The 18,724-nt window shown below is 70.4% G+C and carries 17 protein-coding genes; 10 read left to right on the top strand and 7 right to left on the bottom strand.

Annotated features, from left to right (window positions below):
• Positions 1-33 precede the first annotated feature (33 nt).
• Entirely contained in the window at positions 34-1,269 is a 1,236-nt protein-coding gene (ilvA, locus tag BMW88_RS13960) for a threonine ammonia-lyase IlvA (RefSeq protein WP_089951141.1), read from the bottom strand.
• A 67-nt stretch (positions 1,270-1,336) separates the two neighbouring features.
• Here ilvA and BMW88_RS13965 point away from each other — a divergent pair, with 67 nt between their 5' ends.
• A complete protein-coding gene (locus BMW88_RS13965; RefSeq protein ID WP_177221096.1) occupies positions 1,337-2,218 on the top strand; it encodes a lytic polysaccharide monooxygenase auxiliary activity family 9 protein in 882 nt (293 codons plus the stop codon).
• Between the two features lie 73 nt (positions 2,219-2,291).
• Complete coding sequence (locus BMW88_RS13970; protein ID WP_245777771.1) at positions 2,292-3,536, top strand: ThuA domain-containing protein; 1,245 nt, start codon at positions 2,292-2,294, stop codon at positions 3,534-3,536.
• Here BMW88_RS13970 and BMW88_RS13975 read toward each other — a convergent pair.
• Positions 3,515-3,892 (bottom strand): hypothetical protein, encoded by a 378-nt coding sequence (locus tag BMW88_RS13975; protein ID WP_089951144.1) that lies wholly within the window; start codon positions 3,890-3,892, stop codon positions 3,515-3,517. The genes BMW88_RS13970 and BMW88_RS13975 overlap by 22 nt on opposite strands.
• Before the next feature lie 202 nt (positions 3,893-4,094).
• Here BMW88_RS13975 and BMW88_RS13980 point away from each other — a divergent pair, with 202 nt between their 5' ends.
• From BMW88_RS13980 to BMW88_RS14000, 5 genes are read left to right on the top strand one after another with little or no spacing between them, the layout of a single operon-like run.
• The gene (locus BMW88_RS13980) at positions 4,095-4,532 is read left to right on the top strand and encodes a helix-turn-helix domain-containing protein (RefSeq protein ID WP_089951145.1); all 438 of its coding nucleotides are present in this window, start codon (positions 4,095-4,097) and stop codon (positions 4,530-4,532) included.
• Between the two features lie 3 nt (positions 4,533-4,535).
• Positions 4,536-5,048, top strand: coding sequence for an ImmA/IrrE family metallo-endopeptidase (locus BMW88_RS13985; protein WP_089951146.1), 513 nt, complete (start codon positions 4,536-4,538; stop codon positions 5,046-5,048).
• Between the two features lies 1 nt (position 5,049).
• Positions 5,050-6,159, top strand: a complete 1,110-nt coding sequence (locus BMW88_RS13990) for an MAB_1171c family putative transporter (protein WP_089951147.1) — start codon at positions 5,050-5,052, stop codon at positions 6,157-6,159.
• A gap of 16 nt (positions 6,160-6,175) precedes the next feature.
• Positions 6,176-7,240 (top strand): ATP-dependent DNA ligase, encoded by a 1,065-nt coding sequence (locus BMW88_RS13995; protein WP_089951336.1) that lies wholly within the window; start codon positions 6,176-6,178, stop codon positions 7,238-7,240.
• Positions 7,237-7,842: a YigZ family protein gene (locus BMW88_RS14000; protein WP_089951148.1), complete on the top strand. Its 606-nt coding sequence runs from the start codon at positions 7,237-7,239 to the stop codon at positions 7,840-7,842. Before BMW88_RS13995 ends, BMW88_RS14000 begins: the two co-directional genes overlap by 4 nt.
• 16 nt (positions 7,843-7,858) lie before the next feature.
• On the opposite strand, the gene BMW88_RS40930 is transcribed toward BMW88_RS14000, so the two are convergent.
• The 3 genes from BMW88_RS40930 to BMW88_RS14015 form a co-directional block, all read right to left on the bottom strand.
• Positions 7,859-8,062 carry a hypothetical protein gene (locus tag BMW88_RS40930; RefSeq protein ID WP_143116069.1) on the bottom strand — a complete coding sequence of 68 codons (204 nt, stop codon included), beginning with the start codon at positions 8,060-8,062 and terminating at the stop codon, positions 7,859-7,861.
• Positions 8,063-8,125: 63 nt separating this feature from the next.
• A complete protein-coding gene (locus tag BMW88_RS14010) occupies positions 8,126-10,726 on the bottom strand; it encodes a glycoside hydrolase family 3 protein (protein ID WP_089951150.1) in 2,601 nt (866 codons plus the stop codon).
• Positions 10,727-11,176: 450 nt separating this feature from the next.
• On the bottom strand, positions 11,177-12,823 hold the full coding sequence (locus BMW88_RS14015) for a glutamate--tRNA ligase (protein ID WP_089951151.1): 1,647 nt from the start codon (positions 12,821-12,823) through the stop codon (positions 11,177-11,179).
• Positions 12,824-12,900: 77 nt separating this feature from the next.
• Here BMW88_RS14015 and BMW88_RS14020 point away from each other — a divergent pair, with 77 nt between their 5' ends.
• Positions 12,901-14,082, top strand: coding sequence for a zinc-dependent alcohol dehydrogenase (locus BMW88_RS14020; RefSeq protein WP_089951152.1), 1,182 nt, complete (start codon positions 12,901-12,903; stop codon positions 14,080-14,082).
• Positions 14,083-14,101: 19 nt separating this feature from the next.
• A complete protein-coding gene (locus BMW88_RS14025; RefSeq protein ID WP_089951153.1) occupies positions 14,102-14,722 on the top strand; it encodes an L-threonylcarbamoyladenylate synthase in 621 nt (206 codons plus the stop codon).
• Positions 14,723-14,776: 54 nt separating this feature from the next.
• On the opposite strand, the gene BMW88_RS14030 is transcribed toward BMW88_RS14025, so the two are convergent.
• The gene (locus BMW88_RS14030; RefSeq protein WP_177221097.1) at positions 14,777-16,600 is read right to left on the bottom strand and encodes a S8 family serine peptidase; all 1,824 of its coding nucleotides are present in this window, start codon (positions 16,598-16,600) and stop codon (positions 14,777-14,779) included.
• A 243-nt stretch (positions 16,601-16,843) separates the two neighbouring features.
• Here BMW88_RS14030 and BMW88_RS14035 point away from each other — a divergent pair, with 243 nt between their 5' ends.
• Positions 16,844-17,803: a hypothetical protein gene (locus tag BMW88_RS14035; RefSeq protein ID WP_143116070.1), complete on the top strand. Its 960-nt coding sequence runs from the start codon at positions 16,844-16,846 to the stop codon at positions 17,801-17,803.
• A gap of 320 nt (positions 17,804-18,123) precedes the next feature.
• Here the strand turns inward: BMW88_RS14035 and BMW88_RS14040 are convergent, their stop codons facing one another.
• Positions 18,124-18,705, bottom strand: coding sequence for an NUDIX domain-containing protein (locus BMW88_RS14040; protein WP_245777772.1), 582 nt, complete (start codon positions 18,703-18,705; stop codon positions 18,124-18,126).
• Between the last annotated feature and the right edge of the window lie 19 nt (positions 18,706-18,724).

Consider the following 18,724-nt stretch of genomic DNA (forward strand, 5'->3'; position numbering starts at 1 on the left):
GTGGAATCACCCCATCGGGGTTCCGCGCACCGGTCAGATCAGGAAGCGGTACGCCGTCGACCCCGGCTCGACGTGCTGGATCCGCAGCGGGGACTCCTTCATCCGCCCCCACAGCAGGTCGTAGTCCTCGCGCCGGCCGAGCTCGATGCACACCAGCGCGGCCCCGGTCTCCCGGTTGTCCCGCTTCACGTACTCGAACTGCACGATGTCGTCGTCCTTGCCCAGCACGTCGTCCAGGAACCGCCGCAGCGCGCCGGGCTCCTGCGGGAACTCGACCAGGAACCAGTGCTTCAGGCCGCGGTGGACCATCGACCGCTCGACGATCTCGGCGTAGCGCGAGACGTCGTTGTTGCCGCCGGACAGCAGGCACACCACGGTCGAGTCCGGCGCCACGGAGATCTCCTCCAGCAGCGCGGCGGAGGCGAGGGCGCCCGCCGGTTCCGCGATGATGCCGTCGACCTGGTACAGCTCCAGCATCTCGGTGCAGACCGCGCCCTCGGCCACGGTGAGCAGCTCGGCTCCGCTGTCGCGCACCATCGGGAACGTCACCTCGCCGGCCCTGCGGACCGCGGCGCCGTCGACGAACGAGTCGACCTCGGGCAGCGTGACCGGGTGGCCCGCCTCCACCGCGGCGATCATGCTGGCCGCGCCGGCCGGCTCGACGCCGATGATCCGGGTGCGCGGGAAGCGCTCCTTGAACCACGTGCCGACACCGGAGAGCAGGCCTCCGCCGCCGACCGGCACCACGACCACGTCCGGCGCGCCGCCGAGCTGCTGGACGATCTCCAGGCCGACGGTGCCCTGGCCCGCGACCGTGCGGGGGTCGTCGAAGGCCGGGACGAGGGTCGCGCCCGTCGCCTGCGCGTAGTCCTTGGCCAGCGCGGCCGCGTCGTCGTAGGTGTCGCCGTCGACGACGAGCTGCACCATGCCCTGCCCGAGGGCGGAGATGCGGTCGCGCTTCTGGCGCGGGGTCGTGCGGGGGACGTGCACGCGGCCCTCGATGCCGAGGCGGCGGCAGGCGTAGGCCATGCCCTGCCCGTGGTTGCCCGCGGACGCGCAGACCGCGCCACCGAACGCGAGCTCGGTCTGGCACAGCAGGTTGAACGCGCCGCGCAGCTTGTAGGAGCGGCCCACCTGGAGGTCCTCGCGCTTGAACCACACGCGCGCGCCGGTCCTCTCGGACAACCGCTGGTTCACCTCGAGCGGCGTCGTGCGCGCGACCCCGCCCAGCCGGGCTGCGGCGGCGGACACCTCATCAGCGAAGGACATGACACAACATCTTCCGTGAACGACTCGGGTCTGGCACGCGTACCCCTGGATGACAAGGGAGGTGGTCGTGTTTCGCCTTGTGGGCGTGCTGACGCTGCTCATGGTGCTCTCCGCGGTTCCCGCGCACGCCCACGGCGCGCCCACCGACCCGGCGAGCAGGGCCTACCTGTGTTCACCAGGTCAGCCGGGAGCATCATCCCCGCCCTGCCGCGCCGCCGTCGCGGCGGGGCTGCCGTCCACGGAGTGGGACAACATCAGGCTGCCGGGCGTGGCCGGCCGCGACGCGGCGAGGGTCCCGGACGGCGAGCTGTGCAGCGCGGGGCTCGCGAGGTACGCCGGTCTCGACGCGCCCAGCGCCCAGTGGCCGGTGACGAGGCTGAAGAGCACCGCCTTCACCTACCGGGCGACGATCCCGCACCAAGGCTCGTTCCGGTTCTACGTGACGCGCGAGGGCTACTCGCCGGCGGCGCCGCTGCGCTGGGCCGACCTGGAGCAGTTCCTCACCGTGACGAGCCCGCCGCTGGTGAACGGCTCCTACGCGTTCACGGTGCGGCTGCCGGAGAACCGGACGGGACGGCACCTGATCTACACGATCTGGCAGAACACCGACACCCCCGACACCTACTACTCGTGCACCGACGTAGAGGTCCCGGCGCGTGGGGCAGCGGCGAACCCGCCCGCGCCGGTGGCCGCGCCGCCCGCTCCCGCCCCGGCCAGCCCCTCCGCCGTGCCCTCCGGGCCCACCTCCAGGTCCGTGCCGGCGTCCGGGCCGGGCACCCCGCGGCCCGTGCCCGTCGCGTCGAGTGCGGACCAGCCTCCCTCCGGCGCGACGCGGTTCGGCATGGCGGCCGTCGTCGCGGCGCTGGGCGGTCTCGCGGTGCTGGGCGGGTTCGTGCTGGGCGGGTTCGTGCTGGGCGGTCTCGTGCTCCGGCGCCGGCGAATTCTGTGAACGTCCCGGTCCCCGCCAGGACCCGGCCGGTCCTACGATGATCTTCGGGCGCGCAACCCAGCGAGATGAAGGTGTGCCCTTGAAGACTCGAAAACTGCTGGCGCTGCTGGCGATGATCGCCGCGACGCTCGTCCCGGTCGCCGGTCCGGCACCGGCGCACGCCGCCCCGTTCAAGGTGCTCGCGTTCTACAACGGCACCTGGGACAAGGCCCACATCGCCTTCGTCGCCGAGGCGAACCCCTGGCTCACCCGGGCCGGTCAGGCGAACGGCTTCACCTACGAGGCGACGACGGACTGGAACCGCCTGAACGCCCTGACCCCCGCCCAGGCGCAGGTCGTGGTCTTCCTCGACGACGCGCCCACCGGCGCCGCCGCGCGGGCTGGCTTCCAGCGCTACGTGGAGGCCGGTGGCGGGTTCTTCGGCTTCCACGTCTCGGCGTTCACGCAGAACGCGGACGAGTGGCCGTGGTACCACAACACGTTCCTGGGCAAGGGCAACTTCGTCGGCAACACCTGGGAGCCCACCACCGCGGTGCTCAGGGTCGAGACCCGCACGCACCCGTCGACGCTGCGCCTGCCGGAGCGCTTCACGTCGTCGGTGAGCGAGTGGTACAGCTGGTCGCGCGACCTGCGCACGAACCCGGACATCCAGGTCCTGGCCAGCGTCGACCCGGCGAGCTTCCCGCTGGGCACCGACCCCGCCCAGCAGTGGCGCAGCGGGTACTACCCGATCATGTGGACGAACAAGAACTTCAAGATGGTCTACGCGAACTTCGGCCACAACGCGATGGACTACGTGAACAACGTCCCGAAGTCGTCCACCTTCGCCTCCCCGGTCCAGAACGACTTCCTCGTCGACAGCCTCCGCTGGCTGGGCGGTGCGGGCGCTCTCCCGCCACAAGGCGAGTGGAAGACGGCCGTCAACCGCGGCAACGGCAAGTGCGCCGACGCCCGTGCGGCCGGTACCGCCAACGGCACCGTCATCCAGCAGTACTCGTGCAACGGCACCACGGCGCAGAACTTCCGCGCGGTGGCGACGACCGACGGCTACTCCCGCCTGGAGTACCGCAACGACCCGCTCAAGGTGCTCGACGTGAGCGACGTGAGCGTCGCGGACGGCGCCGGCGTCCACCTGTGGGACTACGTCGGCGGTGCCAACCAGCAGTGGCGCGTCACGACCGGCGCCGACGGCTTCTCGACGCTGACGGCCCGGCACTCGGGCAAGTGCCTGAGCGCCCCGGCCGGCGGCGCCGACGGCGGGCAGCTCGTCCAGGCGGCCTGCGACGGGTCGGCTGCTCAGTCGTTCCGGCTGAGCTGAGGCGCGGTCACGGTCACCCGTTCCCCCGGTCTCGCCTCCGCCGAGGCCGGGCGGGACGAGGCCAGGAAGCCGTACATGTCGTTGAGCTGGTGCAACGCCTGCACCGCGTCCCGCCACACCGGGCAGGGCCAGGCCCGATGCCGCCCGTACCACGCCTGGCACGACTTGCAGCGGTGCCGGGCGTCGGGCTCGTGCATCCGCAGCAGCCCCCGCCACCAGGGCAGGGCCTCGCGGAGCTGCTCGCGCAGCTCGTACACCTCGTCGGGCGAGTCAGCCCCGGCGAGCTGGTCCATGGTCTTGTAGACGACGTCGATGACGGTTCGGTGGAAGGAACCCTGTCGTTCAGCAAGCGCCATGTCCCAGAACCTCCGAGAGGTGGCGATCGGGTGGGCTGACCTGGCCGTGCCGGACCGCGTGAACACCCTCGGCAGTTGAGACAGGCACGGGGTGGAGTCTATGTTGGCCTTTGGCAGGCTTTCAACTGGCGAAAATCGGGTCACCCAGATAGCCCTTTCCACCAGTGGAAGAGCTCACTGCGCGCTACGGGGGGAGCAGGCAATGGCGGGGGAACGGTCCCTGGCTGACAAGCTCAACCACCTCTTCGCCCGGCACACCGCGCGGTCCGGCCAGGAGTACAGCAACGAACAGGTCGCGGCGGCCATCGCGGACACCGGCGTGACCATCTCCCAGAGCTACATCTGGCAGCTGCGCAAGGGCAAGAAGGACAACCCGACGTTCAAGCACTTGCAGGCCCTGGCAGGCTTCTTCGGTGTGCCGGTGAGCTACTTCTTCGACGACGCGGTCACCGACCGCGTCGACGAGCAGCTGAAGTCGTTGCAGGACGAGCAGACCAGGCTGAACGAGATCGCTTCCGGCAGCGACGCGCAGCTCATGGCCATGCGGGCGGGAGAGCTCTCCCCGGACCGCCGGCGACTGGTCATGGAGCTGCTCGACGTCGTCTACCGACAGGAACAGGCCGAGCGCGGTGAAGGATGACTCGTGGCCGAACGAGAGTTGCGCAGGCGGTGCCGCCGCCTGCTGAACGAGCTGGACATCCAGCCACCGCTGGACGTCGAGGAGCTCTGCCGGCGCGTCGGTGACCAGCGGGGCAAGCCGATCAGGCTCATCGCCCACCCGATCCCGGTGCCCGGCCCGTTCGGCGTCTGGATCGCCACCGCCAAGGCCGACTACATCCTGTACCAGCAGGAGACGTCCAAGGCGCACCAGAACCACATCATCCTGCACGAGCTGGGGCACGTGCTGGCCGGGCACACGAGCGACGAGCAGGACGACGACCTGCTCACGGGGCTGTACCCGGACCTGGAACCGGACGCGGTCCGCCGGGCGCTGCGGCGCACCTCCTACGACTCCGAGCACGAGCGCGAGGCCGAGACGGTCGCGACGATCATCCTGGAGTGGGCGTCGGTGCTCGACAAGGTCGCGCCGAGGGCCTCGGAGGGCCCGGCGCGCCGCATGTCCTCCTCGCTCGCGGACCGGCTGGGGTGGCTCTGACGTGGAGTACCTGAAGGAGACCCAGGGCATCGTCGCCTACTCCGCGCTGGTGGTGATGCTGTACCTGCTGGTGCGCCGCCCGCACGACCCGCGGCTGCGCTCGGTCACGGGGCTGGTGGCGGGCTGGGCGGTGGGCTACCCGTTCGGCAGGGCGGCGGCGAACGGCAGGTGGTTCCTCGGGCTCGACCCGATGGTCTGCCAGCTGATCCAGCACTCGATGCTGCAGGTCGGCGTCTACGGCCTGATCTGCTTCTTCATCTTCTCCGCGCTCGACGACGCCAAGGCGAGACGGCACGCGCTGCTCCAGCTCGCGCCGCTCGTCCTGTGCATCTCGGTCATGACGTGGGCGGTCCTGTCGATCCCCGACGAGATGCGGGTGGCGGCGGCGCGCGTGCCGAACTCGCTCGGCGGCGGCCCGACCGGCGTGCTGGCCATCACGGTGTTCTACGCGCTGGGCAACGGCTACCTGCTCTACGGCTTCGCGACGATGTTCGTGTGGGCCCGGCGCTACGCCCGCGGCGCCGAGCCGCGGCTGCGCAGGGGCCTGCTGCTCACCTCGACGGGCCTCGCGCTGCTGGTGCCCGCCGACGCGATCTTCGTGTCGTCGAACGTCTCGCGCTACTTCGGCGAGCCGCTCCCCCGCTGGTTGCTGACCGCCGCCGTGTGGTTCCTGCTGCCGGGCGTGCTGCTGTGCGTGACCGGGGTCGTCTACCCGATCGCGGCGATGCGGATCGCGGCGACCAGGCTGTGGCTGCGGCACCTGCGCGCCTACCACCGGCTCGCTCCGCTGTGGACGCTGCTGCACCAGTCGTTCCCCGAGGACGCCCTGCACCGCGTGCCGTCGCGGCGCGACGCGTTCTCGCTGCGCGGCGTGCACCGGCGCTACTACCGGCGCGTCATCGAGTGCCGCGACGGGCTGGTGCGGATCAGCCCGTACATCGCGGAGACCCCCGAGGAGCTGCCGCTGGCCGAGAGGCTGCGGGCGGGGCTGGAGACGCGCCGGTCCGGAGTGGTCACGATGCGGCGGCCGATCGCGCTGGCGCTGCCGGAGGACGACGGGATGGACGCCGACGTGCGGGAGCTCGAAAAGCTCGCGGTGGCGTTGCGCTGAGCTTATGGTCACGGGCGTGGACCTGCCCGTGATGCCGCCGGTGAAGCCGATGCTCGCGAAGTCCGTTCCCGAGCTGCCGCGCGGGGACGGCCTGTCCTACGAGCCGAAGTGGGACGGGTTCCGCTGCGTGGTGTTCCGCGACGGCGACGAGGTCGAGCTGGGCTCGCGCAACGACAAGCCGCTCACCCGGTACTTCCCCGAGGTCGTCGAGCTGCTCAAGCGGGCGCTGCCGCCGCGCTGCGTCGTCGACGGCGAGATCGTGCTGGTCACGCCGGACGGGCTGAGCTTCGACGTCCTGCAGCTCCGGCTGCACCCGGCCGCGTCCCGGGTCAGGAAGCTCGCGGCCGAGACCCCGGCGAGCTTCGTGGCGTTCGACCTGCTGGCGTGCGGCGACTCCGACCTCACCGCGCTGTCGCTCGGGGAGCGCCGCCGCAGGCTGGAGGAGGTCGTCTCCGAGGTCCCCGGCGTCTACCTGACACCGTCCACGACGGACCCGGACGTCGCGCAGGACTGGTTCACCCGGTTCGAGGGCGCGGGCTTCGACGGCGTGGTGGTGAAGCCGCTGGACGGCGTCTACGAGCCGGACAAGCGCGTGATGTGGAAGGTGAAGCACGAGCGGACGGCCGACTGCGTGGTCGCCGGCTACCGCCTGCACAAGGACGGCGAGAGCGTCGGGTCGCTGGTGCTCGGCCTCTACCAGGACGGCGAGCTGCGCAACGTCGGGGTGGCGAGCAGCTTCACCGCGGCCCGCCGACGCGAGCTCGCCGAGGAGCTCGCGCCGCTGCGCGACCCCGCCGAGCACCCGTGGAGCGCGTGGGCCACGTACGAGGGGCCGGGCATGAACAGCCGGTGGAACCCCCAGAAGCAGCTCCAGGTCGTGCTGCTCGAACCGGTCCGCGTGGCGGAGGTGCGGTACGAGCACGTGCAGGGCGGACGGTTCCGGCACACGGCGCGGCTGGTGCGCTTCCGGGAGGACAAGACACCCGCGGAGTGCACGTTCGAGCAGCTCGAAGAGGTGCCGCCGGCCGAGCTGGCCGCCCTGTTCGGTGCAGCGGAGAGACGGCGCACAATCGAGCAGTGAAGGTGATCAGGCGGGACGGCACGCACGAGATCGAGATCCAGCGGTCGCGGTTCCTGTGCCACGTCGCCCGCGTCGCCTCCGACCAGGAGGCTTCGGAGTTCTTCGCCCGCGTCCGCAAGGAGCACTGGCAGGCCACGCACAACTGCACGGCCTTCCGCACGGCCGGGACCCAGCGCTCGTCCGACGACGGCGAGCCCGCCGGTACGGCCGGTGTGCCGATGCTGGAGGTGCTGACGCGCCGGGACCTCGTGGACGTCGCCGTGGTCGTCACGCGCTACTACGGCGGGATCAAGCTGGGCGCGGGCGGCCTGGTCCGAGCCTACGGACGGGCGGTGTCGGAGGCGATCGACTCCGTCGGCACGCTCACCCGCGAGCGGCACGAGACCGTTCTCCTGGCGGTGGACCACGACCAGGCCGGGAAGCTGGAGAACGCGTTGCGCGCGGCCGGGCACCACGTCGCGGACGCCGAGTACGGCCGCGACGTCACGTTCACGGTTCTCACGAAGGACCCCGACGGCTTCGAGGTCTGGCTCGCCGCTCAGACCGGCGGCGCGGTGACCGCGATCAGGGGCGAGCCGGTCGACCTCGACGTCCCCGGCTAGCACTTCGCGGCCCAGGTCAGCGGGAACGGGTCCTGGACGCCGCCGACCGGCCGTTCTGCACCAAGAGCGCGCACGCGGTGGGCATGGACGAGCCGCGGACCGCGGCGGCGATCTCGCCGAAGAAGCTCCACCAGCTCTTCGACGTCAAGGATGCGCTGGTCGAGGGGGTGATGACGAACCCGGCGACCACCGTGTCGTCGGAGCCCGCCCGGGCAGGCACAGGTGGCGGCGCGCTTCCTGCCGGAGAAGCCAGCCTGAAGCGCGCCGCGGAACCCGGTGGTGCCTACGTGCAGGGGATGACGTCCGGGTCGGCGCCCGCCTTGGGCACCCACCGCACGTTCGCGAACGACGCCTGGAACGCGCCGTCCGTGTAGACCAGGAACGGCGTGTTGATGTTCTCCAGGTCCAGCCCCTTGTCGGCGAAGCAGTTGACCGAGAGCTTCACGGTCGACTTCTGCCCGACCGGGAGGTTGCGGAACGCCTGCGTGGCGTCGACCTCCGCCATGCACGGGTACACGCAGTGCGCGCTGATGACCGTGCGGTTGGCCGGGGCCTGGTGCACGATCACGTCGAACTGGATGGCCGCGTTGGCGTTGCCGTACCCGCGCAGGTCGGTGCCGGTCGGGCTCTGCAGGTACACCTGGGCGGGGCCGGTGCCGGTCCACGTCGTCTTGAGCGCGTCCTGCTGGACGTTGACGTCGGACTGCACGACGTTGATCTCGGCGTGCGCGGCCTGACCGTCGGGGCCGATCTCGGTGCCGCCCCAGTTCTCCGCCGACCCGATCATGCTCTTGTACGGCGCGATGTCCGTGCGGTTGAAGACCTCGAGGTCCTCGGTCGCCGTGCCGCCGCCACCACCGGAGCACAGGGCGCCGGGGCTCGACTCGTCGAGCTTGCCGACGTTGCCGGTCTGCCAGTCGCGCAGGCCGTACCCGAGCTTGAACAGCGGGGTCTGGGCCGGTTCACCCGACTGCGGCGGGCAGGCGGCGCTCGGCCACGAGTAGGACAGCTTGCCGCTGAACCCGTTGTGGCGTCCCCGGATCAGCAGGTCCGCGATGCCCTGGCCCTCGGTGCCCGGCAGCCAGGCGGCCACGAACGCGTCGGAGCGGTTGATCTCCTTGTTCATGTACAGCGCGCGGCCGCCGACGTAGACGGTGATGACCGGCTTGCCCTTGCCGGACACCTTGTCCAGCACGGCGATGTCCTGCGGGTGCAGGCGGGCGGCCTCGAGCGACCGCTTGCCGAGGTCGCCCACGCCCTCCGCGTACGGCGTCTCACCGATGACGGCGATGACGGCGTCGAACTGCGCCGGGTCGACGCCGTCCGCGGTCTCGGCGAACGTGACGTTCGCGGCGCCGAGGGTGTCCTGGATGCCCTTGAGGATGCTGGTGGCGTTCGGGAAGTCGGCGTTGGTGTTGCCGGTGCCCTGCCAGCTCAGCGTCCAGCCGCCGGTCTGGTTGCTGATGTTGTCCGCGCTCTTGCCGACGACGAGGACCTTGCTGCGCTTGGAGATCGGCAGGACGCGCTTGTCGTTCTTCAGCAGCACCGCGGACTCGCGCACGGCTTCGCGGGCGAGCTCCTTGTGCAGCAGTGCCTTCTGCTCACCGGCGTGCTCGCGCTGCGAGGGCTTGGGCGCCTCGAACACCCCGGCGCGCAGCTTGACGCGCAGGATGCGGGTGACGGCGTCGTCGATGCGCGCCATCGAGATCTGGCCGGCCTCGACCTGGGCGATCGTGTTGGTGATGAACGCCTTCCAGTCGTGCGGCACCATGATGATGTCCATGCCGGCGTTGATCGCCTGCGCACAGCTCGAGTTCGTGCAGCCGGTGACCTGCCCGATGCCGTTCCAGTCGGAGACGAGCAGGCCGTCGAAGCCCATCTTCTCCTTGAGGATGCCGGTCTGCACGTACTTGCTGCCGTGCACCTTGCCCTCGTTGATGACGTCGTTCGTCCAGCTGTTGAACGAGATCATCACCGTCTGCGCACCGGCGGCCAGGGCACCGTAGTAGCCCTGCCCGTGCACGTTGATCATCTTCTGCTCGGTGGACGGGTTGACGCCCTGGTCCTTGCCACCGGCCGTGCCGCCGTCGCCGATGAAGTGCTTGGCGGTGGCGATCACGCCGTCCTCGCCGATGCGCTTCTTCGCGTTGTCCTGCAGGCCCTTGACGGCCTCGTAGCCGTAGGCGCGGGTGATCCGCGGGTCCTCCGAGAAGCCCTCGTAGGTGCGTCCCCACCGGTCGTCCTCGACGACCGCGAGCGTCGGCGCGAACGCCCAGTCCTGGCCGGTGGCCCGGATCTGCTCGGCGGTCGCCGCGCTGATGTCGCGCACGAGGCACGGGTCGTGCGCGGCGCCGAGCCCGATGTTGTGCGGGAACACCGTCGAGCCGAACACGTTGTTGTTGCCGTGCACCGCGTCGATGCCCCAGATGACGGGGATCTTGGTGCGGGTCTGCTTCGACGCCTCCCAGTAGGCGTCGGCGATGGCCAGCCAGTCCTGCGGCGTGGCGTGCTTGTTGCCGCCGGGGAAGCTGCCACCACCGTTGAGGACCGAGCCGAACCCGTAGGTCTTGACGTCCTCGGCGGTGATCGCGGCGATCTCGGGCTGCGTCATCTGGCCGACCTTCTCGGCCAGCGTCATGTCCTTGAGGATGGCCTTAATGCGGGCCTCGTCCCTGCGGTCGCCGTCGAACTGGCTGTCGACCCTGGGCCAGTCCTTGAGGGTGGGCAGGGACTTCTCGATGCGGGCGCACCCGTGCTCGGTCCTCGGCTGTCCGATGACCGGCTGTTTCGATCCGTGCTGCGCTTCCGGCGCGGCGGCCGCGGATGTCGCGCTGGCGGCGAGCGTCAGCCCCAGCACCGCGGCGAGAGTGCTTCTCCAATGCATGCCGCGATCCTCAACGGCGTGTTACGTCCACGTCAATGGGAACGCTCTCACGACTTTGTTCCGGAAACGTCCAGGACGAACGGGGCATACCGGGCTCAGGTGGGTGCGGCACGGGTGCGGGCAGGGTGGGTGGGCCGGTCGGGGTGGGCCGGACGGGCTGCTCGGGTGGGACGGTTGGGGGACGGCGGCCGGGTGGTGGGGCTGTGGGAAGAGGCTGCGAGACGGGCTGAGCTGAGGACCATCGCGTTCGTCCGGTTGCGGCGGCGTGCGGCGTGCCTCGGCCGGTCGCAGGTCCCCCCACCGGCGGGCCACCGACGCGGCCGCTGCCGTCCAACGCGGTCGCCTCACCACCGCCGCACAAAGCCCCCGCCCGGCTCGACTCGCCGCCACCGGAAAACCCGACGGCCCCCGGTTCCGCGGGGAACCAGGGGCCGCCGAGGCGTCATCCGGTCAGCCGGCGAGCGCGCGCACGCGGCGCAGCACCTCGTCGGTGCCCAGCGTGCGGGCGACGGCGTGCAGGTCCGGGCTCTTCGTCGAGCCGGTCAGGGCGACGCGGATGAGCTGGGCCGCCTCGCGGATGGAGCCGGGGTAGGCGTCCGGGTTCTTCTTCAGCTCCTTCGGGTTCGGCGCGAAGCCGTGCTTCGCGGCGAGCTCGCGGATCTGGCCGAACCACTCCTGGCCGTCCTCGAGGTCGGTGTAGCCGTCGGCGAAGTCGGTGGCGAAGGCCGCGATCAGCTCCGGGGGCAGGCCGCCGAGGCGCTCGTCGGCGCGGTCGGACACCAGCTCGAACAGCGCCGGGAAGAAGAAGCCGTAGGCCTGGCGGAAGTCGGACCACTTGCGGAGGTCCTTGCGCGGGTTCGCGACCTCCGGGCCGCGCTCCACCTGCAGCGCCGCGAGGGCCTCGGCGCGCGAGGACTCCAGCACGGTGACCAGCTCGGGGTCGTGGGTGGCCGCCCAGGCGGTGATGCGCTCGACGATCTCGGGACCGGACAGGGTGGCCACGTAGTCGGCGGCGATGTCCTCGAGCTTCACCAGGTCGACCAGCGGGCCGGCGACACCGCACTCGGCCAGCGAGATCGGCGCCTGCAGCGCCTCGGCGAGCGGGAGCTCCGCCAGGCGGGCGTTCACCAGGCCGCGCAGGTAGTACTGGACGGCCTCGGCCGGGAAGCCCGCCTCGATGAAGAACTCGACGGAGGCCTCGGGGTCCTTGCGCTTGGAGAGCTTGCGGCGGGAGCCGCCCTGCTGCTTCATCAGCGGCGCGATGTGGGCGTACTCGACGCGCTCGAAGCCCAGGGCGTCGAAGAGCTGCAGGTGGGTGGGGACCGAGGAGATCCACTCCTCGCCGCGGACCACCAGGTTCACGCGCATCAGGTGGTCGTCGACGGCGTGGGCGAAGTGGTAGGTGGGAAGGCGCGGGCTCTGGTCGGAGGCCTTGAGGATCACCACGTCGTTGCGGTTGGCCTCGTGCTCCAGCTCGCCGCGGATCGCGTCGGTGAACTTCGTGCGCTCCCCCGCCTTGCCCGGCGAGCGGAACCGCACGACGTACGGGCGGCCCTCGTCCAGGGCTGCCTGGACGTCCTCGGCGGTCTTGTCACGCCAGATCGCCCAGCGGCCGTAGTAGCCGGTGGGGAGCTTCGTGGCCTGCTGGCGGGCGGTGATGTCCGCCAGCTCCTCCTTGGTCGCGAAGCACAGGTACGCCTTGTCCTGGCGCAGCAGCTCCCGCACGTACGTCAGGTAGATCCGCTCGCGCTGCGACTGGTGGTACGGGCCGTAGGCGCCCACGGCGTCGGCCTCGTCGGGCTCGATGCCGAAGTAGGCGAACGCCCGGTTGAACTGCTCGACGGCACCGGGCACCTCGCGGGCCTGGTCGGTGTCCTCCACGCGCACGATGTACGCGCCGCCCGAGTGGGACGCCAGGGCGCGGTCGATCATGCCGACGTACAGGCCGCCGATGTGCAGGAACCCGGTCGGCGACGGGCCGAGGCGGGTGACCTTCGCGTCGCCGCCCAGGGCGCGGGGCGGGTACTGCTCCTCCCAGAAGGACGGCTCGGGCAGGTCCGAGGGGAACAGGGCGTCGACGACGGCACGGTCGAGCATCGCTGAGGGTCTCCAAAACCGGGGAAAGAAAGTCCTCCCAGGTTATCAACGCAACGCGAGGGGGAACGCCACTGGGCATGAAGGCAGTCACTTGGCACGGCAAACGCGATGTCCGGGTCGACACCGTCCCCGACCCGATCCTCAAGGAGCCGGAGGACGTCATCGTCAAGATCACGTCCAGCGGCATCTGCGGATCGGACCTGCACCTGTACGAGGTGCTCGGACCGTTCCTCACCGAGGGCGACATCCTCGGGCACGAGCCCATGGGCGTCGTCGAGGAGGTCGGTTCCCGGGTCACGAACCTCAAGCCGGGCGACCGGGTGGTGATCCCGTTCAACGTCTCCTGCAACCACTGCGTGATGTGCAACCAGGGCCTGCAGAGCCAGTGCGAGACGACCCAGGTCAGGGAGCACGGCTCCGGCGCCGCGCTGTTCGGCTACACGAAGCTCTACGGCCAGGTCCCCGGCGGGCAGGCCGAGTACCTGCGCGTCCCGTTCGGCAACTCGCTGCCGATCAAGGTCCCGGACGGCCCGCCGGACGACAGGTTCGTCTACCTCAGCGACGTCCTGCCCACCGCCTGGCAGGCGGTGGAGTACGCGGACGTGCGGGAGGGGAGCATCGTCGCCGTCCTGGGCCTCGGCCCGATCGGTGACATGGCGTGCCGGGTGGCCCAGCAGAAGAACGCCAGGGTCATCGGCATCGACCTCGTGCCGGAACGGCTCGCGCGCGCCAAGGCCCGCGGGGTCGAGACGATCGACCTGCGCGGCGCCGGCAAGCGCCTCACCGAGGTGGTCCGCGACCTCACGAACGGCCGCGGCCCGGACGCGGTGATCGACGCGGTGGGCATGGAGGCCCACGGCGCGCCGGTCGGCAAGATCGCCCAGCAGCTCACCGGGCTGCTGCCGGACACGATGGCGCAGCGGCTCATGAAGGAAGCGGGCGTGGACCGGCTCAGGGCCCTCTACAGCGCGATCGACATGGTCCGGCGGGGTGGCACGATCTCGATCGTCGGCGTCTACGGCGGCATGGCCGACCCGATGCCGATGCTGACCATGTTCGACAAGCAGGTCCAGCTCCGGATGGGTCAGGCGAACGTGTGGCGCTGGGTGCCGGAGATCCTGCCGCTGCTCACCGACGACGACCCGCTGGGCGTCGAGGACTTCGCCACGCACCGCCTGCCGCTCGAGGACGCGCCCAAGGCCTACGAGACGTTCCAGAAGAAGAACGACGGCATGGTCAAAGTGCTGCTCAAACCTTGATCGGCATATCCTGCCCCGCATGGCCAAGTACCTGGACGTCCACCCGGTCAACCCGCAGAAGCGCGCCATCGACCAGGCCGTGCGGATCCTGCAGGAGGACGGCCTGATCGCGTACCCCACCGACTCCTGCTACGCGCTCGGCTGCCGGCTGGGCAACAAGGACGGCATCGACCGCATCCGGGAGATCCGCAAGCTGGACGACAAACACCACTTCACGCTGATGTGCGAGAACTTCGCGCAGCTCGGCCAGTTCGTGGTGGTGGACAACGCGGTGTTCCGCGCGGTCAAGGCGTCCACGCCGGGCAACTACACGTTCATCCTGCCCGCGACGAAGGAGGTGCCGCGCCGCATGATGCACCCGAAGAAGAAGACGGTGGGCGCGCGCATCCCGGACCACGTCGTGACGCGGGCACTGCTGGAGGCGATGGGCGAGCCGCTGCTGACGTCCACGCTGCTGCTGCCCGACGAGGCCGAGCCGCTGGTCGACGGCTGGGAGATCAAGGACCGGCTGGACCACGTGGTGGACGCGGTGCTCGACTCCGGGGAGTGCGGCACCACGCCCACCACGGTGGTGGACTTCTCCAGCGGCGAGGCCGAGATCATCCGCTACGGCGCAGGCGACCCGGCCCGCTTCGAATGAGGAAACGCGGGGGCCCCGCGTTTCCCATGAGGAAACGCGGGGCCCCCGCGTTGCTCAGGAGACGACCAGGGCGTAGTCGGCGTCGGTCGCGGCCGTCTCGACGTGGCCGTCCACGTTGACGGCGGTCGCGACCACCTCGACGGTCCAGGTGCCTGCGGCGGGTGCCTGGACGAGGACGTTCTCCACGGTGTCGACGGTGTTCGCGGCGCCGCCGGGCGTGGACCAGTTGCCGGCCAGCAGGCCGTTGTTGCCCCAGTAGACGGTGCCGTCGGGGGCGGTGACCTTCAGCGTCAGGTCGTTGACGGTCGCCTTGGCCGCGGTCGGCGACCCGGCCGGGTCGGTGTAGGCGAGCGTCGCGCGCAGCGGCGTCTGGCCGTTCGACGTCACGGTGTACTTGCGCGTCTGACCGGTCGTGACGAGGTCGGTCTCGTTCACGAGGACCGGCAGCTTCCAGCCGCCCGCCTTGGCGCGGTCGTGGAGGTTGCGCACGGACACGGTGCCCCAGCCCTGGTGGGTGCGGGTCTGGTCGTGCGTGGTGCCGCTGAACGCGTGCTGGTCGGCCGTGTTGACCAGCAGCGCCTTCGCGGTCGCCGCGTGCGGGCGGGCCGCGAACACGTCCCTGGCCTTGCCGGGGCCGCCGTCGAACACGCCGTCGGCCCACATCTGGAACAGCAGACCGGCGTTGCCGCAGGTGATCGGGGTGGCTCCGGACGTGCCGCCGAACGACGCGGTGTACGCGGCGTCGTTGGTGGAGGTCGTGGTGTCGATGCGGTCGTAGAAGTTCGACAGCTCGGGCTTGATGCGGCCGTCGGCGGCGGGGCCGATCGACGCCCCGCTGTTCCACTTGTCGTCGGACCGGTCGGCGGTGTTCTGGTGGTAGTGGCCGCCGACGGACAGCACGTTCTTCGCCCACGCCTGCGGCCGGGAGCTGCGCGTGCCCGCGTTGCTCTGCGACTGGCAGATCAGGATGTCGTGGTCGAAGACGATCCGGTCCATCTGCTGCGAGATCGACGTGTAGGACGTGGTGAGCGCGTCACCCCAGCTGTTGGACTGGAACACGGCCTTGTACGGGCCGGCCGGGTCGACGAGCTCCTTGGTGTGCGCGTAGCGGTCACCGGATCCGTAGACCGCGAAGATGCCCTGCGCCTCGGGCAGCACACCGCGGTGCGCGGCCGAGACGCCGGAGGCGAAGATCTGCCCGTAGGTCGAGGTGCCGTGCGAGGTGCTCGACGAGTTGCCGGTGTGCATCACCGGCGGACGGGCGGCGAACTCCTGGTGCGTGGTGCGCAGGCCGCCGTCCATCACCTCGCCGCGCACGCCCTGGCCGCGGTAGCCGCCCACGCTCTCGACGTGGTTCGCGCCGGACGACTCGCGGGAGATCGCCATGTCGGTCTCCGGCGCGGACACCGGGTCGATGGCGAGCACGGCGGGCAGCTCGGCGAGCCGCGCGGCCTGGCCCGCGTCGAGGGTGGCCATGATGTGCTCGCGGCTCTCGGAGATCACGTTCACCCTGCCGCCGAGGGACCTCACCCGCTCGGCGACGGTCTTCTGGTCGCCCGCGTCCGGCTGGGTGAGCGTGACCAGGTAGTCCGCGGCGCCGCCGAGCGCCAGGACCTTCGGCTGGGCGCGGAACGGACGCACCTCGCGGACGTAGCCCAACCGCGAAACGCGCGAGGTGCCGGTCATCCTGGCGACGTAGGTGCCGTCCTGGACGAACGCGCCGAGCCGCACGCCGAGGCCTTGGAGCTCGTGGCGCTGGGCGTCGGACAGGGTGGCGCGGAACTGCAGCAGGTAAGCGCTCTCCGCTTCGGCGGCGACCGCCGGGACGCCGCTGAGCAGCGCGAACGCTGACACGGCCGACAACACTGTGCGCAGCACGAATCGAACCTCCACATCGGCAGGGTCGGCGGCGACCGGAGGGAGTAACCGCCCGTGACCAGCACGTTACCGTGAATCACCGGATCGGGACATCAGTCGATCGGCGGTGATCATCTTGACGGACGGTGTAGAACAATCCTTTCGGCCGCCGCTATTCACGTTCGCCCGGATGGTGCATCCGGAGTAACGTCCGGTCCGGTGCGCCCGACATGCCCGGCAAATGCATTTCCGCGCGGAGGACGGATGCCTGTCTCGCCTGAGCAGCTGATGGAAGAACTGCGCACGTTGTGCCGGGGGCGCGGGGTGCAGACTCCGGGCATCGACTTGCACGTCGGCCCGGCGCTGCGCCAGGTGTGCGGCATCGTGGAGACCGACGGCGCGGAAGCGGTCAGGACGAAACTGCAGGGCTGGGTCTCGAACGCGGTGCGCGGTTTCCCGGCGGAGGTCCGCAACGCGGTTCTGGCACCGCTCGGACTGCACGAGGACGCGCAGTTCCGGTTCCTCAACGAACGCATCGAGTGGCTCGCGAAGCAGCAGGACCGCGGCGCGCGCACGGTGCGCAGGAGGATGGACGCCGGACTGCAGCGCCTGGTGGAGGTGGCGCTGCAGCCGGCCGGGTCGGCGACGCACGCGATGCCGTCGGAGCTGTGGCACGTCAAGGAGTTCGACGCGCTGCTCAAGCTCGACGGTCCGACGCCCGCGTGCACGGAACGCCGGACCGTCGTCGCCGACACCGACGGTGTCACCGAGATCGCGTGGTCGATCACGATCCCCGCTCCCACGCCCGATGGTGCTCCAGGGGATCTGGACGTGGAGGTCCTGCACGGGGTCGAGCTCATCGGCCACGAACGGCCGTCCCCGCGGCGCTTCCTGATGAGACTGCGGTTGCCCCGACCCCTCAACGCGGGACAAACGCACCAGTTCGCACTCGAGGTGCGGGTGCCACGAGGACAGTCGATGCGCCCGACCTACGTGTTCTGGCCCGAGCGCATGTGCGAGTCGTTCCGGCTGCGGGTGCGCTTCGACCGGGACGACCTGCCGGAAGCGGTGTGGCGCGTCGAGGAGGCCCTGGCGCGCGACACCGATGACCTGACGCCCTGGCCGAAGGCGCTGCCCGTGGACGAGATCGGCGAGATCGACGTGTCGTTCCCGCATCCTCGCCAGGGCCGCGGCTACGGCGTGCAGTGGACGCCACGCGGTTAGCCGGACTCGTTCAGCAGTTCACGCAGAAGTGCGGTTCCACGGCTGACACCTCCCTTTGTGGTCAGGGAGAACCGCAGCCCGAAGTCAGATCACCGAGACCATGAGGGAACTGCCGATCACGAACCCCACGAACAGGCAGATCGCGGCAACCTTCACGACGGTGGCGAGTGAGCAGATCATTCTCATCGAGAAATTCACCTTCTCATTCTGACTGGCTTTTCGGACCGAAGTCCTCGCCGATGCACCAAGAATGGCTTTCCGCCAGTCGAATGAGAACGGGTTTCCTGTTTCCCGATGAACGAGGAAACCCTCTGGGAACGCTATTTCTGCGCCGTGCGGCGCAGCGCCATCACGAGCAGCGCGTGCGAGCTGCCGGCGTGCGGGAGCATGCCCTGCCGGACGAGGTCGAGCGCGCGGCAGAACGGCATGGTCCGCACGCGCAGGTCCGACTCACCGGGTTCGAGAGCGGCCTCCCCCTGGGTGAGCCCCGTGGCGAGGAAGATGTGGTCGACGTGGTTGCTGAGGCTGTCCGCCCCGTGGATCTGCCCGAGCCGCTCCCAGGACTCCGCGCGCAGCCCGGTCTCCTCCGCGAGCTCCCGCCGGGCCGCGGCCAGCGGATCGGTGTCCGCCGCGTCGACGGCGCCGCCGGGCAGCCGCCACTCGGTGCCGCCGTGCGTGTAGATCCACTGCCGGGTCAGGACGACCTGGTCGTCGTCGCGGATCGCGAGGACCGTCACCGAGCCCGGCGCCACCACGTGTGTGTATGTGCCGTGCCCGCCATCGGGTCTGACAACGTCATCCGCGCGCACCTCGAACCACGGGGACCGGTGCACCACGTTGGTCGCCAAGCGCTGCCAGACCATCACCACACCAGCCGCCTCGTCGGACCGCGTCATCACCATGACTCACATGGAACCATCG

The organism is Lentzea xinjiangensis (genome assembly GCF_900110955.1).
Classification (GTDB): Bacteria; Actinomycetota; Actinomycetes; order Mycobacteriales; family Pseudonocardiaceae; genus Lentzea; species Lentzea xinjiangensis.

Bases quoted from the DNA above. Each gene is read 5' to 3' on its own strand.
- BMW88_RS13975 (WP_089951144.1), bottom strand. From the start codon at position 3,892: ATGGCGCTTGCTGAACGACAGGGTTCCTTCCACCGAACCGTCATCGAC.
- BMW88_RS14035 (WP_143116070.1), top strand. From the start codon at position 16,844: ATGCCTGTCTCGCCTGAGCAGCTGATGGAAGAACTGCGCACGTTGTGC.
- BMW88_RS13980 (WP_089951145.1), top strand. From the start codon at position 4,095: ATGGCGGGGGAACGGTCCCTGGCTGACAAGCTCAACCACCTCTTCGCC.
- BMW88_RS14015 (WP_089951151.1), bottom strand. From the start codon at position 12,823: ATGCTCGACCGTGCCGTCGTCGACGCCCTGTTCCCCTCGGACCTGCCC.
- BMW88_RS14040 (WP_245777772.1), bottom strand. From the start codon at position 18,705: ATGGTGATGACGCGGTCCGACGAGGCGGCTGGTGTGGTGATGGTCTGG.
- ilvA (WP_089951141.1), bottom strand. From the start codon at position 1,269: ATGTCCTTCGCTGATGAGGTGTCCGCCGCCGCAGCCCGGCTGGGCGGG.
- BMW88_RS14010 (WP_089951150.1), bottom strand. From the start codon at position 10,726: ATGCATTGGAGAAGCACTCTCGCCGCGGTGCTGGGGCTGACGCTCGCC.
- BMW88_RS14020 (WP_089951152.1), top strand. From the start codon at position 12,901: ATGAAGGCAGTCACTTGGCACGGCAAACGCGATGTCCGGGTCGACACC.
- BMW88_RS14025 (WP_089951153.1), top strand. From the start codon at position 14,102: ATGGCCAAGTACCTGGACGTCCACCCGGTCAACCCGCAGAAGCGCGCC.